Annotated in this window: 14 protein-coding genes, 1 tRNA gene and 1 riboswitch; of the genes, 8 read left to right on the top strand and 7 right to left on the bottom strand. The window is 58.4% G+C overall.

Annotated features, from left to right (window positions below; all coding sequences use genetic code 11):
- The 3 genes from VRY85_RS06630 to VRY85_RS06620 form a co-directional block, all read right to left on the bottom strand.
- Window positions 1–1500, bottom strand: a complete 1500-nt coding sequence (locus VRY85_RS06630) for an acyl-CoA reductase (RefSeq protein WP_414597821.1) — start codon at window positions 1498–1500, stop codon at window positions 1–3.
- A complete protein-coding gene (locus VRY85_RS06625; protein ID WP_414597820.1) occupies window positions 1497–2603 on the bottom strand; it encodes a long-chain fatty acid--CoA ligase in 1107 nt (368 codons plus the stop codon). Before VRY85_RS06625 ends, VRY85_RS06630 begins: the two co-directional genes overlap by 4 nt.
- Before the next feature lie 134 nt (window positions 2604–2737).
- Window positions 2738–2842, bottom strand: a riboswitch (TPP riboswitch).
- Between the two features lie 100 nt (window positions 2843–2942).
- Window positions 2943–3018: transfer RNA gene (locus VRY85_RS06620), tRNA-Gly, on the bottom strand.
- A gap of 205 nt (window positions 3019–3223) precedes the next feature.
- Between VRY85_RS06620 and murB the strand changes: the two genes are divergently transcribed.
- Window positions 3224–4267: a UDP-N-acetylmuramate dehydrogenase gene (murB, locus tag VRY85_RS06615; RefSeq protein WP_414597819.1), complete on the top strand. Its 1044-nt coding sequence runs from the start codon at window positions 3224–3226 to the stop codon at window positions 4265–4267.
- 92 nt (window positions 4268–4359) lie between these two features.
- Here the strand turns inward: murB and dapB are convergent, their stop codons facing one another.
- Together dapB and VRY85_RS06605 are read right to left on the bottom strand one after the other, a co-directional pair.
- On the bottom strand, window positions 4360–5151 hold the full coding sequence (gene dapB, locus VRY85_RS06610; RefSeq protein ID WP_414597818.1) for a 4-hydroxy-tetrahydrodipicolinate reductase: 792 nt from the start codon (window positions 5149–5151) through the stop codon (window positions 4360–4362).
- A 21-nt stretch (window positions 5152–5172) separates the two neighbouring features.
- Window positions 5173–5622 (bottom strand): outer membrane protein assembly factor BamE, encoded by a 450-nt coding sequence (locus tag VRY85_RS06605; RefSeq protein WP_414597915.1) that lies wholly within the window; start codon window positions 5620–5622, stop codon window positions 5173–5175.
- 141 nt (window positions 5623–5763) lie between these two features.
- Between VRY85_RS06605 and fur the strand changes: the two genes are divergently transcribed.
- Window positions 5764–6192: a ferric iron uptake transcriptional regulator gene (gene fur / locus VRY85_RS06600; RefSeq protein ID WP_414597817.1), complete on the top strand. Its 429-nt coding sequence runs from the start codon at window positions 5764–5766 to the stop codon at window positions 6190–6192.
- Window positions 6193–6212: 20 nt separating this feature from the next.
- On the opposite strand, the gene recN is transcribed toward fur, so the two are convergent.
- Both recN and VRY85_RS06590 read right to left on the bottom strand, forming a co-directional pair.
- Window positions 6213–7856, bottom strand: a complete 1644-nt coding sequence (gene recN, locus VRY85_RS06595) for a DNA repair protein RecN (protein WP_414597816.1) — start codon at window positions 7854–7856, stop codon at window positions 6213–6215.
- 6 nt (window positions 7857–7862) lie between these two features.
- On the bottom strand, window positions 7863–8762 hold the full coding sequence (locus VRY85_RS06590) for an NAD kinase (RefSeq protein WP_414597815.1): 900 nt from the start codon (window positions 8760–8762) through the stop codon (window positions 7863–7865).
- A 132-nt stretch (window positions 8763–8894) separates the two neighbouring features.
- On the opposite strand from VRY85_RS06590, the gene hrcA reads away from it, so the two are divergent.
- The 6 genes from hrcA to VRY85_RS06560 all read left to right on the top strand — a co-directional run bounded on the left by hrcA (window position 8895) and on the right by VRY85_RS06560 (window position 15781).
- Complete coding sequence (gene hrcA, locus VRY85_RS06585; RefSeq protein ID WP_414597814.1) at window positions 8895–9908, top strand: heat-inducible transcriptional repressor HrcA; 1014 nt, start codon at window positions 8895–8897, stop codon at window positions 9906–9908.
- Window positions 9905–10957: a ferrochelatase gene (gene hemH, locus VRY85_RS06580; RefSeq protein WP_414597813.1), complete on the top strand. Its 1053-nt coding sequence runs from the start codon at window positions 9905–9907 to the stop codon at window positions 10955–10957. The genes hrcA and hemH overlap by 4 nt, the downstream gene beginning before the upstream one ends.
- 68 nt (window positions 10958–11025) lie before the next feature.
- The gene (grpE, locus tag VRY85_RS06575; protein WP_414597812.1) at window positions 11026–11634 is read left to right on the top strand and encodes a nucleotide exchange factor GrpE; all 609 of its coding nucleotides are present in this window, start codon (window positions 11026–11028) and stop codon (window positions 11632–11634) included.
- Window positions 11635–11714: 80 nt separating this feature from the next.
- Complete coding sequence (gene dnaK / locus VRY85_RS06570; RefSeq protein WP_414597811.1) at window positions 11715–13628, top strand: molecular chaperone DnaK; 1914 nt, start codon at window positions 11715–11717, stop codon at window positions 13626–13628.
- A gap of 127 nt (window positions 13629–13755) precedes the next feature.
- The gene (dnaJ, locus tag VRY85_RS06565) at window positions 13756–14883 is read left to right on the top strand and encodes a molecular chaperone DnaJ (protein ID WP_414597810.1); all 1128 of its coding nucleotides are present in this window, start codon (window positions 13756–13758) and stop codon (window positions 14881–14883) included.
- Between the two features lie 7 nt (window positions 14884–14890).
- Window positions 14891–15781, top strand: a complete 891-nt coding sequence (locus VRY85_RS06560; RefSeq protein WP_414597809.1) for a LysR substrate-binding domain-containing protein — start codon at window positions 14891–14893, stop codon at window positions 15779–15781.
- Window positions 15782–15801 lie beyond the last annotated feature (20 nt).

The raw sequence follows: 15801 nt of genomic DNA, 5'->3' as shown, positions 1-15801 counted from the left end.
CTAATTCCGATACGAGGCCAATGCTTCGGCCGCGGTTTCCGCCGACGTCTCGATATCGACCATGCGCACCAGATCCAGCAGACTGAAGCGGCCATCATGGTGCCAGCCGGGCTCGGGTGTCGTCATGGCGCCCAGAGCGCAGATACGGGTGGCGCCAGCTTCAGCGATCAGGGGCGCCAGGCGGAACAGTTCTTCAGGGCTGGCGGCCAACCCTACCGTCTGCAGAACAGCGCGCTGCCCGGCCAGCAACGGCATGGCATCTTCCAGGCTGTCCACTGCCATGACGCAGGCCGTGCGGTTCAGGGCGGTGGGCAGCGGCGCCTGAGGTTTATCCATATAGGCGATGCCCCAGGGCGCATCGGTGGACCCCAGCAACTCAATGGCTTCACCCCGCAGTTCCTCCAGCTCCAGTGTCTGCCGCCAATGCGCGACCGAGGTCGATTCTTCCAGCGCCAAGGCACGGCGGGGAAAAGTGTGCTCCAGCGTGGCGAGCTCTCCGGCCAGATGGCAGGCGAATTCGCTGGGGGAGACCTGGGCGCCGCGCTCCACAAACAGAGTCTGGGGCGAGTAGCAGCCTTGCTGATCCCAACGCAGGATGTCCAGCGCAGCCTGCCGCGCAGTGGCTTGAGATTGGCGGGTATCCAGGGCGGTGCCTGACACCAGCCCGACGCTCAGCTTGTAGCCGTGCGCCAGCAAGCGCTTGCCTGCGGGCAGCCGCCGCTGCCAGGCGGCAATGGCGGAGTCGCCGCCATAGACTTTCAAAACATCCGCATGCTGGCAGAGCGCTTGTTCCAGCCCGGTGTCGCCGCCAGGCCACCACACCACCGCCAGGGCATTGGCCAGCCGCGGGTCGACTTCGGCCAGGGTATGCGCGAACCAGGAGGCGAACAGAGGTTCGTCGCTGGACATTTTGCCAATGCCGCTCGCCTTGACCAGCAGCCCTGCCACCATGCTCCACAGGGGCAGGCCAGGGACATTCCCGGCCCAGACATGGGCGAGTAGGGCGGGGCCGCAAGCCCGGGTCCAGCCCCCCTTGGGGCGGGGGCGAAAGTCGTCCAGCAGCCCCGGGTCGCCGAAGTCCTCAACCAGAAAGCGCAGCAATTGTGGGCGGCGAAAGGCTTTCAGGCAGGCGTTGATGCCCAGCCGGGTCATTTCGGGGCTGAACCCGCTGATGATGGGCAGCAGGCGTTCGATCTCCCGGCGTTCCGGCGTGTCGGCTTCCAGCATCCGGGCAATGCTGCGGTCAATGGCGTCCACAATCTCCATGACGGGCAGGGCGGCCAGTTGCTTTTGTGCCGCGATAATGGAGGTGGCCAGGGTTGCGAGTTGCGCGGGCGTGGGCCGCAATACTTCAACCTCCACGCATTGCCCATGCGCTTCAAAGCGCAATGTTTGCCGGTGGATGCCGTTTGCTTCCATGCCAGGGATATAGCCTGCCTGAGCCTTGAAGGCGTTCTGCGCGCTGGGCGCAGTAGTGCGGGTCGCGGAAGTTTTTCTCATTCCCGGGCTGCCCGCAGGAAGGCGTCCATGGCCAGGGAACAGCCTTTGGCCTGAGCGCCTTCAGCTCTCCCCAGGAGCAGGAAGCCGCCATCTACCAGCACACCGATGTCTTCGGTCAGAATGGTGGTGGTCGAATTGAAATTCGCCAGATCGCAATGAACCAGCACGCCGCGCTCGCCCGCAGGCACATCCTGGCCGGTAAGAGGGTCCACAGTGCGTGAGCGAATCCAGTGCGGGCCGGATTTCACCGCAGGTTGAGTGGCATTGCCATCGTCATAAAACTGCGTGCTGAGTTCCGTCATGCCATACATATTGGTGCAGGCTTCAGCGGCGACACCGAAGCACGCGGTCATCTGGCTGTAGAAGTCTTCCAGCGATAGTTCACGCGACTGGCCCTTGAAGCCGCCGGTATCAAACAAACGGCTGCCCTTGGGCAGCTTGAAGCTCTGGCCTCGTTCCCGCAAGGCGTCCATAAGATGAACAAAGCTGTAGCTGGCCCCCAGCAAAGCGTAGGGCTGCTGTGTGTGCTGCGCCTGTTCCAGAACATGGCATAAGCGATCAATATCCAGTCCGTCCGGGCTGATGAAATACTCGCTGTCTTCGGTGCCGAATTCCTTCAAGGCCAATGCCAGATAATGCGCCAGGGACGAGTTCGGCAACATCGCTTCGGTGGGGAATAGAATACCCATACGCATCCGTGGGGTGCCTCGCATGAAGCGCTGCGCGAAATACAGCTTCATGGAAAGGTCGTACACCCGCAGGTGGGGGTGATAATGGCGCCCTCGGTTATCTGCCCGGGTCGTGCCGCTGGTCATGAAAACCCGTTCGCATTGCTCTGGTGGCACGCAAGAAAGGGTGAGTTCCTTCAGTGCATTGATGGGTACGGCCGGTATGTCGCGCCAATGCTTTACTGTGCGCGGGGTCTTGCGCTGCTGTCGGCAGTAACGCTGAAATGCCGGGCTGTGCTGGAACTGGTGGGTAAACAGGCGTAATGCCAGGCTGTTGAAGACATCATCGCCGTCATCGGGCCGCCTCATGAAATCCATTAGGTCAGCAAGAAGATCGGGTGCGATCGCAGGAGTGGCATCAAGGGCTTGTGTCACGGCTACCTTTCGTTCAGGAGTGACCGGCAGGGCCGGAAAGGGTGCTCCGAAAGGGCCGTGGACAATGGCCGCCATACGTAGTGAAAAGCGGCAGCGCCTAAAACCGCGCCGCCGGTACATGGGGAAACAGGGCGCTTCCCCACAATCGCTCTCCTTACGTCGGCATGATCCGATTCAAGTTCACGGGTTTCATCTCAGTGCCCGCCTAATCAGGCCGCAACACACCCCGGAGCAGCGCCGATTATAGCCAATAATGGGGTCTGTCCCGGTTTAAGCTAATTGTAAGGAAGAGGGCGAAAAAAAATGCCCAAACCGTGGTTTGAGCATTTTTAGAGAATTTGGAGCGGGAAACCGGTCTCGAACCGGCGACCTCAACCTTGGCAAGGTTGCGCTCTACCAACTGAGCTATTCCCGCGTGAAGATTTGTATTCTATGACGAAAATCTAGCGTGTGTCAAATGTTTTTCTGATTTTTCTGTTTGGTGCTCTGTCGGTGCGTGGCGAGACTGGCGGGGCGCGCTGGCGCGGTGTTGGGCAAGTTGAGATGGGGGGTGTCGAGCATGGGCAAGCGGCCGGATTGCAGTAACATGTGAGGGACGAAATTGTTTGGGGGGCGGCCCCTTGCTGCATATTACAGAACAGGATCTCACCTACTACAACACGCTGGGCTTGAAATCATCTGCCCGGTCGTTTTTGCGCCTGAATTCCACGGCTAATTTGCCTGCGCTCACCGATATCGTGCCCCGCTTTCCCGGCGTGGTCGTGCTGGGGGGCGGCAGCAATGTCGTGCTTGCGCCTCAGGTCGATGAACTGGTTATTCATGTGGAAACCCGCGGGGTGACGCTGGTCGATCAGGAAACTGACGCTTTTGTGGTTGAGGCTCAAGCAGGCGAATCCTGGCACCACTTTGTTGGCCTGTGTATTGATCAGGGCTGGCGGGGGCTGGAGAATCTTGCGCTGATACCCGGTACCGTTGGCGCGGCGCCCATTCAGAATATCGGTGCCTATGGCGTCGAACAAAGTGAGTTCTTTCATAGTCTGGTGGCTTGGGACATGCAGCGCGGCGAACAGGTTGAAATGGGGCCGGGCGACTGTCTGTTTGCTTATCGCGACAGTTTTTTCAAACATGCCGAACCAGGCCGCTGGTTGATTTTGGCGGTGCGCTATCGCTTGCCGCACGAATGGCGGCCGCAACTGGCGTATCCCGATCTTGCCCGGCATCCAGGCATTGCCTTGGCGGGTGCCGCAGTTACGCCCCGTCAGGTATTCGATGCAGTCTGTGAAATACGGCGGGCCAAGTTGCCGGATCCCGCTGAGCTTGCCAACGTAGGCAGTTTTTTCAAGAACCCCATTGTGGATGCCAAGACCTTTAACGCGCTGCGCGAGCTGCATCCCGGCATGGTCGCTTATGCCTTGGATGGCGGCACGCATTTCAAGTTGGCGGCAGGTTGGCTGATAGAGCGTTCCGGCTGGAAGGGGCGGCGGCTGGGACCGGTGGGCATGCACGAGCGACAGTCGCTGGTGATGGTCAACCATGGCGGAGCGACTGCTCGCGATATTCAGGTACTGGCCGATGTGATTCGCGCCGAAGTGGCGACACGTTTTGGTGTGCGACTCGAACAAGAGCCGGTCGAGATGGGGTCGGCGGCTTCAGAACAAACGTAAAACGCCCCGCACCATGTAAAACACCCCAAAATTCGGACTGCTGTCCGTCTTTTGGGGTGTGCTTCACCCATGCGGGGCGTGCGAGTGAGGCGTCAGCTTGCTAACACGTCGTGCATGTCGAACAGGCCGAAATCTTTGCGTGCCAGGTAACGGGCAGCGCGAATGCTGCCCTGCGCGTATGTCGTGCGGCTGCTGGAGCGGTGGGTGATTTCGATTCTTTCGCCAATCCCGCAGAAGTAAACGGTGTGATCGCCGATGATATCGCCGCCGCGTACCACTGAAAACCCGATGCGGCCGGTTTCGCGAGGCCCGGTATCGCCGTGGCGGGCCCAGTCCGCGATTTTGTCGAGATCTTCGCCCCAAGCGTGGGCTACGGCTTCGCCCATGGCCAGCGCTGTGCCGGATGGCGCATCGACCTTGTTGCGGTGGTGGGCCTCGAATACCTCCGCGTCATAACCGCTGTTGAGCAGGCGAGCCGCCATTTCCAGCAGCTTGAGAGTGACGTTTACGCCCACACTCATGTTGGGCGCAAAAACAATAGCGGTTTTCTGGCTGGCGGCCTGAATGGCTTTTTTTCCCGCATCGTCAAAGCCTGTGGTGCCGATCACGCATTTGACGCCATGCTCGATGCAGGCGGGCAGGTGCTTGAGCGTGGCTTCGGGGCGGGTGAAGTCGATCAGGCAGTCGGCATCGGCCAGAGCGGCAAGGTTGTCAGTGATGCGTACCCCAGTTTCTATGCCGAGAAACGCACCGGCGTCTTGCCCGATGCTAGGAGAGTCGGAATGATTCAGCGCCACGGCAAGCGTGAGGTCTTCAGTTTGCAGCACGGCTTCGATAAGCATGCGGCCCATGCGGCCGTCAGCTCCCGCGATTGCTATACGCATTGTGTATCCTTGAAACTTAAATTATCTAAGGGGTTCAGCGCCGGCGCCCGAAGACGTTGGGGTGGATTCCGTTACGCTTTGGCGCCCGTCCTTGCCCGTGTCGGTTTTCTGGAAGGGCTGGCGGTCAGGCTGTGAGTCGCCTTCCCAGCGTACCAGATAGTCGCCTTCGAACCAGACACTGAAGCGACGCTGTTCGATGTCGCCATAGCCGGGTTTGCTATAGTAGGGATAGTCCCAGCGGTCGCTGCGGAAAATATCTTGCAGGGTGGGAGTGCCCAGCAGAAAACGTACTTGTTCGCGCGACATCCCGGGCTCGAGGCGAGCCACTTGCTCGCTTGTGATCCAGTTGCCTTGTTGGATATTTGGCCGGTATGGGAACCCCCACTCGGTGCTGCCGCAAGCCGTTAAGGCTAGTGCTAGCACGGTGCCTGTTATACCGGCACGCAGCGTTTTTGAAATTCTGTTAGCAATTGTCAGCACGAAACGCCCCTGATTCAGAACGAGTAAAAACGTTATCATAAAGGCTAAACTAGAAACGCATGAGCGTTCGTCGCCGTCTGTCGCTGTAATTTCCGTCAGACGCCTTAATCTCGCCAGAAATTATCCATACGTATGACCGATTCCGTTGATTTGAAGAATGCCGGCTTGAAGGCGACTTTTCCCCGTCTCAAGATCCTCGACATTTTCCGGCGAGCCGATGAGCGTCATCAAAGCGCTGAAGATGTGTATCGCACGCTGATTGCTGAGGATGTTGATATTGGCTTGGCGACGGTCTACCGCGTGCTGACTCAGTTTGAGCAGGCCGGTATTTTGGTGCGCAGCCAATTTGACGGCGGTAAGGCCGTTTTCGAACTGAACGATGGCGATCATCACGATCACCTCATCTGTACCCACTGCAACAAGGTGGTGGAATTCAGTGATGAAAAAATCGAAACCCGCCAGTACAAGGTGGCGGAAGAGCACGGTTTTGTCCTGGAAAGCCACACCATGATGTTGTATGGCATGTGCCCCGACTGCGCCAGTACAAAGCGCAGCCGGTAACTAAACTGCCGGAAACGTTCTTAACCTGCCAACATTTCGCTAGCGTGCTTGCGGGTGGTGTCGGTGATGGTCATGCCACCCAGCATGCGGGCGATTTCATTAATGCGCCCCTGTTCATCAAGCAGGCGGATATCCGACAAGGTTCCGCTTTCTGCGGATGACTTGCTGACTTCAAAATGATGCCTACCGCACGCCGCGACTTGCGGCAGGTGGGTGACGCATAGTACTTGGTGGCGGTCGCCTAATTGGTGCAACAGACGACCCACGGACTCAGCCACCGCGCCGCCGATGCCGGTATCTACTTCGTCGAAAATCAGCGTGGGCACTTGCGCTGCCTGGCTGGCGATTACTGACAACGCCAGTGACAGCCGGGCGAGCTCACCGCCTGATGCGACTTTAGCCAATGGGCGCAAGGGCGTGCCCGCATGGCCCGCCACTCGGAATTCGACAGCTTCCTTACCATGCGGGCCTGCAGGGCAGACTTCCAGCGTAACTTCAAAAGAGCCGCCTTGCATGGCGAGTTCCTGCATGGCGGCGGTGACTTCCCGGCCAAGCCGCTGGGCGGTCTTGCGGCGCGCCTTGCTCAGACGGTCGGCTACGCTGTGATAAGCATTTTCAGCAACCGTGACGTTGGCTTGCAGGGCTTCGAGGTCGATGGCCGCATTACTGGCAGCCAACTCGGCGCTCAGGCGTTCTTGTAAAGCGGGTAGTTCTTCGGGCTCGACATGGTGTTTGCGCGCAGCTTCGAACAGCTCGCTAACGCGGCGATCGGCGCGTGCCAGGGCATCTGGGTCGAGTTCCAGACGGCCCAAGTAGCTATTGAGATCGGATACGGCTTCTGTCGCGGAAATTCGCGCAGACTCCAGGGCGTCGAGGGTGCTTTGTAGTTGGCTATCGTGACGCAGCAGAGGTTCGATTTGCTGGGTCGCGCTATTGAGCGCCTGTATAGCCGAACCGGATTCGTCGTCCAGCAGCGCCAGCGCGCGCCCGCAGCCTTCAAGCAAAGCCTGACCGTGGGCGAGTCGCGATTGTTCGTTGCTGATCTGTTCCCACTCGCCGGGTTGAGGCGCCAGGGTTTCGAGTTCGCTCAGCAGCCACTGCAGGCGCTCGCGTTCTTGTTGCATGGTATCGGCGTTGCGTTGGGCCGATTGCAAGGCTTCCAGAGCCCGCCTCCAGCTTTGCCAGGCGTGTAGGGTGTCACGTGCGAGTTCACTCAGGCCGCCTTGCTGGTCAAGCATGTCGCGCTGATTGGCAGTGTTCAGCAAACCCTGGTGGGCGTGCTGGCCATGGATGTTGACCAAGTGCGCGCCCAATTCACGCAACATGCCCAGATTGGCGGGGACCCCATTCACATAGGCTTTGCTGCGCCCTTGGTTGTCGATGATGCGTCGTAGGACGAGATCGTCTTGGGGGTCGAAATCGCGCTCTTCAAGCCAGGCGTGCAGGGAGTCAGGCGCCTGGAAGACGGCGTTGATTTCTGCCCGATCGGCACCGGTGCGAAGCAGGCCGGTGTCGCCGCGAGCGCCCAGTGCCAGCGACAAGGCGTCGATCAGGATGGATTTGCCTGCGCCGGTTTCTCCGGAAAAGACAGTAAAGCCTGGCGAGAAGCTGATTTCCGCTTCATCGACAATGACGAAATCACGAACGTGCAGAAGGCGCAGCATGGTTGTTTATTCGGTGTCGTCTGAGGGTTGGGGCATGTGATTCCAGTACAGCTTACGCCGCAACGTGGAAAAATAGCTGTAGCCACTGGGATGTACAAAGCGTACGCCGTGGTTGGCGCGGCGCACTTCAATGCGATCGCCCGGCTGGCATTCTGACCAGGTTTGCATGTCGAAGTGCACGCTGGCGCCCGACTCAACGCGGCCCAGCGCGGTAATGGTCAGCCCGATGGTACCGTCGTCGGGCAGGACAATAGGGCGGTTCGACAAGGTTTGTGGTGCGACAGGCACTAGCAGTAGCGCCTTGATGCTGGGGTGGACGATGGGGCCGTTCACAGCCAGAGAGTAAGCGGTAGAGCCCGTGGGCGTGGCAATAATGAGGCCGTCGGCGCGTTGGCTGTACATGAAGGTATCGTTCAGTTCCACACGCACTTCTATCATGCCGCCGCGCCCGGCGCGGTTCAGCACAACGTCGTTCAGGGCCAAGCCGGAAAACATGACTTGGCCGTCGCGGATGACGCGGCCTTCGAGCAATATGCGTTCTTCGCCTTCGTACTGGCCGTCAAGAATACGGTGTACGGCATCCAGAGCGTTGTGCAATGGGATGTCGGTGATGAAGCCCAGGCGACCATGGTTGATGCCGACCATAGGCAGATCGTAGACGGCCAGCTGGCGGGCCGCGCCCAGCATGGTGCCATCGCCCCCCATGATGATGGCAAGATCGGCCTGTGCGCCAATCCCAGCGTAATCGGCTACCATGAATTCATTGACGCCGGTGTTGCTGGCTGTGTCGGCTTCGACCAATACTTGGCGCCCCGTGGCGGTGATGGCGGTAGCCAACTCGCGCAACGGTTCATCAAGGCCGCTGTCCTGATAGCGGCCGATAAGGGCGATAGTCTTGAAGTGCATAAAATGAAGCCCGAATATTTGATGGAATAATAGAGTTGATTATAGAGTTGTGACTACCTGCCTGAGCCCGTGCTTTGCCCTATTGAGCTAAGCGAGGCGTGAATTTTTATTAATGTCGTACTGAACTGTAATATGGATGATCGAGCCAAGGCATTGTTGAAAGTGCTGATAGAGCGTTATATCGCGGATGGTCAGCCGGTGGGGTCCCGCACTCTGTCGAAGATGTTCGATCTGTCTCCGGCAACAATCCGCAATGTCATGGCCGACCTCGAAGACCTCGGCCTGATTCATAGCCCGCACACCTCCTCGGGGCGTGTGCCTACCCCACAGGGCTATCGCTTGTTTGTGGATCGGTTGCTGGCGGTACAGAGCTTGCAGGGTCGGCAAGCGGGAAATCTGCCTAGCAAACTCCCGACGACCGACCCTTCCCGTGCGGTATCGGCAGCCGCTACGCTGCTGTCGAATATGTCGCAATTCGCCGGGGTGGTGCTGGCACCCAAGCGCTCGCAGATATTCCGTCAAATCGAGTTCATTCGTTTATCGGAATCCCGGGTGCTGCTCATTATCGTGACGCCCGACGGCGACGTGCAGAACCGCATTCTTTTCGTGAGGCGTGACTATCTCGAACAGGAACTGATTGAGGCAAGTAATTTCTTCAACCAGCATTTTTCCGGCAAGTCTTTCGAGGAAGTGCGCGGCGCGCTCAAAAAGGAACTGTCTTCGCTGCAGGTCGATATTTCACGGTTAATGCAGGCAGCCGTTGAAACCGGTACGAGCGACCCTGATCTCGATGAGTCTGTCGTGATAGCGGGTGAGCGTAAGCTGCTCGATATATCTGACATCGCGTCGGATATGGATCGTTTAAGGCGCATGTTTTCCCTGTTCGAGAAAAAGACGGACCTGCTGCAATTACTGGATGTTTCCAGTCATGCGCAAGGTGTGCAGATCTACATTGGTGGAGACTCAGAACTCGTGCCCCTGGAAGATGTGTCGGTCATTACGGCGCCTTACGGTGTAGACGGCCAAGTGGTCGGCACGCTGGGGGTGATCGGGCCATCTCGCATGGCCTATGATCGCGTTATTCCTATTGTGGACATCACAGCCCGTCTTCTTTCCAACGCCCTGAGTCATCACCACACAACATGAGCTTTTTTGCGCCACGCTATATGGCCGAGCCGGTCGATCCACACGCACTGGATGCAGACCCGCCCGCTCGGTCGGACACGCAAACCGGTGTCCTTTTCATTAATCTGGGCACGCCCGATGCGCCGACCCCCGCAGCGATTCGCCGCTATCTGGCCGAATTCCTTTCAGACCCGCGTGTGATAGAAATTCCCCAGCCCGTGTGGCAGGTAATACTGCGGTTATTCGTGTTGACAAGGCGCCCGCGCGCCCTGCAGCCCCGCTACCAGGATATCTGGTGGGAAGAAGGTTCACCGCTGCTGGTTGCTTCGCGCTGGCAGGCTGAAGGGGTTGAACAGGAGCTCGCGCGCCGTGGGATTCAGATCAAGGCCGCACTGGGCATGCGCTACGGTAATCCCTCCATCGCATCAGCCATGGACTCGTTACGCGATGCGGGTTGCGATCGTATTTTGGTGGTGCCGCTGTACCCACAGTACGCTGCCAGCACCACCGCAACGGCGGTCGACAAAGTCAATGAATATGCCAAACGGCGCCGTAACCAGCCGGAACTGCGTTTTGTGAAACGCTACCCGGATGATCCTGGCTATATCGCCTCTTTGGTAGAAAGCATTCACGCACATTGGCGTGAGCACGGCAAACCCGAACGCCTGCTGCTCAGCTTTCACGGCATACCGCGCATCACGGTGGAAAAGGGCGATACCTACCATCGTGACTGCATGGACACGGTGCGGGCGCTGCGCCAGGCGCTGGGGGAAGACGGCGGCCTGGTGCACTATTCCTTTCAGAGCCGCTTCGGCGCTCAAGAATGGCTCAAGCCCTACACCGAGCCCACCTTGCGCCAATGGGCCAAGGAGGGGGTGAAGAAAGTGGATGCGATGTGCCCGGGCTTTCTGGCTGACTGCCTGGAAACCCTGGAAGAAATACAAGTTGAATGCCGGGATGCCTTTGTGGAAGAAGGTGGCGATACCCTGCGCTACATTCCTTGCCTGAACGGCAACCCTACCTGGATCAGCAGCCTGGCGGATATCGTGGAGCGAAATCTCTGGAAGTAGGCTCTTGAAATTTCCCTGAACACCCCCATAGTTCCTGGATTGCATACTTCTGTTAATGGAGAACTTCTATGTCTGCAACCCAGGAACCTGTGGACCCCAAGCAGGAAAACCAGAAACCGGACACATCTGAAAAGCTTGAGGTCAATGAAGCGCCAACCGAACAGGCCGAGGAATCCAGCGAAAAAGGTGCTGATCAGTCCGGCGCAGCCGAAGAAGAGAATCTCGACGCCATGTTGCAGGCCGCCCAGCAGGAAATCGCCCGTTATCACGAAGAGTTGCTGCGCGCCCGCGCCGAAGTCGAGAACGTGCGCCGCCGCGCTCAGGAAGATGTGGCCAAGGCCCGGAAATTCGGTACGGAAGCATTTGCCGAAAGTCTGATCCCCGTGCGCGACAGCATGGAGGCCGCGCTGGCTCTCACAGACCAGAGCGCCGAAGCCTGGAAGGAAGGGGTGGAAGCCACTTTGCGCCAGTTGAACGGCGCGTTCGAACGCAACCAGATGCGCGAGGTCGCTCCGGTGCCGGGCGACAAGTTCGACCCCCACTTTCATCAGGCGATTTCTTCAGTGCCCTCCGATCAGCCTGAGGGGGCGATTGTGCAGGTGCTGCAAAAGGGCTACACGCTGGCCGATCGCGTATTGCGCCCGGCTTTGGTCATGGTTTCTTCCGGCCAAGCTTGAAAACGGCGAAATCGTCCCCAGTTAGCTAATCATCCACAGTATTAACGAATTTATCTATTCTTTTCGCAGGATCACGAATCATGGGAAAAATCATCGGTATCGACCTTGGCACGACTAACAGCTGTGTCTCCGTTATGGAAGGCAGCAGTGTCAAGATCATTGAAAACGCAGAAGGTACGCGCACTACGCCTTCCATCGTGGCCTATATGCCCGACGGCGAAGTGTTGGTCGGCGCGCCGGCCAAGCGCCAGGCAGTGACCAACCCTGCCAACACGCTGTTTGCAGTCAAACGCTTGATCGGTCGCAAGTTCGACGAGAAAGCGGTGCAAAAGGACATCGAGCTGATGCCCTACAAAATCATCAAGGCTGAGAATGGCGACGCCTGGGTGGAAGCGCAAGGCAAGCAGATGGCCGCCCCGCAGGTCTCTGCCGACGTGCTGCGAAAAATGAAGAAAACCGCCGAGGACTACCTGGGCGAGGAAGTGACGGAAGCCGTGATCACGGTGCCCGCCTACTTTAACGATAGCCAGCGTCAGGCGACCAAGGACGCAGGCCGCATCGCCGGCCTGGAAGTCAAGCGCATCATTAACGAGCCCACGGCCGCCGCTTTGGCGTTCGGCCTGGATAAGTCCGAGAAGGGCGATCGCAAGATTGCTGTATACGACTTGGGCGGCGGTACGTTCGACGTTTCCATTATTGAAATCGCCGATCTCGATGGCGAGAAGCAGTTTGAAGTGCTGTCCACCAACGGTGACACCTTCTTGGGTGGTGAAGACTTCGACCAGCGCATCATTGACTACATCATTGGTGAGTTCAAGAAAGACAGCGGCGTCGACCTGTCTAAGGACGTTCTGGCTCTGCAGCGTCTGAAGGAAGCGGCTGAAAAAGCCAAGATCGAACTGTCCTCCACTCAGCAGACAGAAATCAACCTGCCCTACATCACGGCAGACGCCAGCGGCCCCAAGCACTTGAACCTCAAGATCACGCGTGCCAAGCTGGAAGCCCTGGTGGAAGACCTGATCGAGCGCACCATTGAGCCTTGCCGCGTGGCCATCAAGGATGCCGGCATTAAGGCCAGCGACATTGACGACGTGATTCTCGTGGGCGGCATGACCCGCATGCCCAAGGTACAGGAGAAGGTCAAGGAGTTCTTTGGCCGTGAACCGCGTAAAGACGTCAACCCCGACGAGGCCGTCGCCGCTGGTGCCGCCATTCAGGGTTCCGTACTGTCGGGCGACCGCAAGGACGTTCTGCTGCTGGACGTCACCCCGCTTTCCCTGGGTATTGAAACCCTGGGCGGCGTGATGACCAAGATGATTAAGAAGAACACCACGATTCCTACTCGGTTCTCGCAGGTGTTCTCCACGGCTGACGACAACCAGCCCGCCGTAACCATCAAGGTGTTCCAGGGCGAGCGCGAGATCGCAGCCGCCAACAAGGCGCTGGGTGAGTTCAACCTCGAAGGGATTCCGCCCGCAGCACGTGGTACCCCGCAGATCGAAGTCACCTTTGACATCGACGCCAACGGCATTCTGCATGTGTCCGCCAAGGATAAGGGCACTGGTAAGGAAAACAAGATCACCATTAAGGCAAACTCCGGTCTGAGCGAAGAAGAGATCGAGCGCATGGTCAAGGACGCCGAGGTCAACGCCGAGGAAGACCGCCGCGTTGCCGAACTGGCACAGGCCCGCAACCAGGCCGATGCGTTGGTTCACTCTACCCGCAAGTCGCTGACCGATTACGGCGACAAGCTGGAAGAGTCCGAGAAGGAAGCGATTGAAGCGGCTCTCAAGGAACTTGAAGAAGCCATTCAGTCGGGCGACAAGGCGCAGATCGACGCCAAGGTGGAAGCCTTGAGCACGGCCTCCCAGAAGCTCGGCGAGAAAATGTACGCAGACATGCAGGCCCAGGCGGCTCAGGAAGGCCAGGCCGATGCCCGTCCGGCTGACGACGACATCGTGGATGCGGACTTCAAGGAAGTGAAGCGCGACTAAGAGGTTTGTGAGTCGCCTAGTGAACCTCTGATACAGAGGCTTCCTAAAGCCCGGTTTCTGGCCTGTTTTCCGGAAACCGGGCGTTCCCGTTCAGACACGGAGCACGTCACAGACGCAAGCAATACACATGGCAAAACGCGATTACTACGAGATATTGGGGGTAGCGAAGAACGCCTCCGACGATGAGATCAAGAAGGCTTATCGAAAACTGGCTATGAAATACCATCCGGACCGCAATCCGGATAGCAAAGAAGCCGAGGAAAAGTTCAAGGAGGCTAAAGAAGCCTACGAGATGTTGTCCGACGATCAAAAGCGTGCGGCTTACGACCGTTTCGGCCATGCGGGGGTTGATCCCAATGCCGGCATGGGCGGCGGTATGGGCGGTGGCGCAGCAGGTTTTGCAGATGCGTTCGGCGATATTTTCGGAGAAATCTTCGGTGCGGCAGGCCGTCGCGGCGGTGGTCCGCAGATGTATCGTGGAGCCGATCTCAAATACACGCTGGACATTTCCCTGGAACAGGCCGCCAATGGTTTCGATACGGAAATCAGGGTGCCCAGTTGGGAAAGCTGCGACGTCTGTCATGGGAATGGCGCCAAGCCCGGCACTCAGCCCCGCACGTGTCATACGTGTGACGGCGCTGGGGTGGTGCGCATGCAGCAAGGCTTTTTCAGCGTGCAGCAGAATTGCCCAACCTGCCATGGTACGGGGAAAGAAATTACCGACCCCTGCACCTCCTGCGACGGGGTGGGGCGTGTGCGTCGCAACAAAACACTGCAGGTGAAAATTCCCGCCGGGATCGACGACGGCATGCGCATCCGCTCGGCCGGCAACGGCGAACCGGGCGTCAATGGCGGGCCTCCGGGCGACCTTTATGTCGAAATTCACCTTAAGCAGCACGGTATTTTCCAGCGCGATGGTGACGATCTGCATTGCGAGTTGACCATCCCCTTCACCACCGCAGCACTGGGTGGCGAGTTGGAAGTCCCGACGCTTACCGGGCGTGGCGCCATCACCATCCCCGAAGGCACGCAGACCGGCAAGACGTTCCGCTTGCGCGGCAAGGGCATACGCGGCGTACGCTCCAGCTACCCCGGCGACCTCTACTGCCACGTGTCAGTCGAAACGCCCGTGCGCTTGAACGAAGAGCAGAAGAAAATCCTGCGCCAGTTCGAGGCGTCGTTGCAGCAAGGCGGGGAAAAGCACTCGCCCAACAGCCAGTCATGGCGTGATCGGGTAAAGAACTTCTTTTCCTGATTAACGCATGAGCAGCTTTGACGAACTGGTCGTCTTTCTGAGAGTTGTTAAAGACGGCAGCTTTTCAGCGGCGGCCAGGACGCTGGGGATGTCGCCCTCTGCGGTGAGCAAGGTGATCGCGCGCCTGGAACAGCGCTTGAATGTGCGTTTGTTTGAGCGACTTGGGGGCATGATCCGCATCACTCAGGAAGGTGAGATTCTGAGGGAGTCTGGACAGCATGTCGTCGATGCCATGGAAGAGGCTGAGAACGCGGTTGCCAACCCGAAGGCCGGAGTTTCTGGCACGGTGCGGATCCATACTGCGCTCACGACTGCCAAGTATTTGATTGTGCCGAAACTCCCCGCGCTGCTGGAACGACACCCGCAGTTACGGATCGACTTTTTGCTGGACACCGAGCGGGGCGACTTTATCAGGCAGGGCATTGACCTCGCCGTGCATAGTGGTCGCCCTACTGAACTCTCTTTGGTCGGTTTGCCCTTAATGAGGCGGCCTTGGGTGATTGCGGCCGCGCCCGAGTATTTGCGCAAATACGGGACGCCCCAGAAACCCCAAGAACTTCTGAATCATCGCTGCTTGAACTTCACAATCCGCACCCAGTGGAATATGTGGACGTTTGTTGAGGACGGAGAGCTCACCACTGTCGATGCGCCTAACTATATAGGTTGCAACCAGGGTGAACTGCTGCGCACGATGGCGTTGAATGGTCTGGGAGTGGTTCGGCTCGCCGAGTTTCATTTGAAATCTGACCTGGAAAAGGGCGCTCTGATTCCGCTTTTGCGGGAATATCAGGACTTTTCTGAAGAGGATCGCTTCTATCTCTTATACCTCAAGGGCCGTTCAATCGCTCCCCGGGTGCGCGCAGTCATCGACTTTCTGAAAGAAAATTTCTCCGAATAATACGGCCCATTGAGGTCGTC

The organism is Achromobacter sp. F4_2707 (assembly GCF_047501535.1).
In the GTDB taxonomy this organism is placed as follows: Bacteria; Pseudomonadota; Gammaproteobacteria; order Burkholderiales; family Burkholderiaceae_B; genus Yanghanlia.
This window is presented reverse-complemented; position numbering and strand designations above follow the sequence as displayed.